This is a genomic window from Streptomyces sp. sk2.1 (assembly GCF_008120935.1).
Classification (GTDB): Bacteria; Actinomycetota; Actinomycetes; order Streptomycetales; family Streptomycetaceae; genus Streptomyces.
The window spans coordinates 1-775 of record NZ_RDBO01000220.1 but is presented as its reverse complement, the minus strand read 5'-3'; the positions used below and the strand labels follow the sequence as shown (position 1 = coordinate 775).

Annotated in this window: 1 protein-coding gene; it reads left to right on the top strand. The window is 69.2% G+C overall.

Annotated elements, in window-relative coordinates:
- Positions 1 to 494 precede the first annotated feature (494 nt).
- The coding region (locus EAO76_RS42835) for a DEAD/DEAH box helicase family protein (protein WP_148841616.1) at positions 495 to 775 on the top strand (281 nt) is incomplete at its 3' end.

The following is a 775-nucleotide window of genomic DNA, read 5'->3' as shown; positions in this document are numbered from 1 at the left end:
CGGTCTGCTCCGCAGACGCGACGCGGCGGCGCTACGCGCCGCTCCAACGGAGCGCTTCGCGCTCCGGGTGCCGGGCCACTCCGTGGCCCTGGGTCACATCGTGCGCTCCGCGCTCGATGTGACGATCCGCTGGCGCGGATCGGTCGCAGCCGCTCCGCGCCTGCTCGGAGGCCCGCTACGCGGGCGGCTGGCTACGGGGAGGGGGGTCGGGCCGGTCGTCTTGGTGACGGGCCGTCACCGGGCCGGGGTGGTCCGGCCTTGACGGCCGATCAAATCCGGTCACCTTCGAACACTTCCCGACTTCGCGTGCGTCAAACTGCCGGACGGGATAGGTTCTCATCTGGTGGCAGACCACCGGGGCCGGTTGGGGCGCCATTCGCAGGAGTGGCAAAGCCCGCGCGGGCGGCTCTCCCGAGAGTGCGTCATTTCCGGCCCCCGGATAACTTCTCATCTGCTGACGGACCACCGGAACCGGTGCGAGAAAGGAAACAGAAATGACCGCAATGCCTTTGAGGCCGCATCAGGTGGAAGCCGTGGATGGGGCTTTGCGAATGCTCGCGAATCCGCCCGGCGGGGCCATTCCTGAAAAGGGTCTCCGGGCGCAGGTAATCGCGGCTACGGGGTCGGGGAAAACAAGGGTCGGGGTGGAGGTCGCGAACCGCCTTTCCGCCCGCCGCGTGCGCCCGCTGAAGCACCGCCAGCGAGGCGTACGTCGCGACCGCCGTCACGGTCTCCAAGTCCCGCACCCACTCCGTCAGATCACCCGGATCGGTGG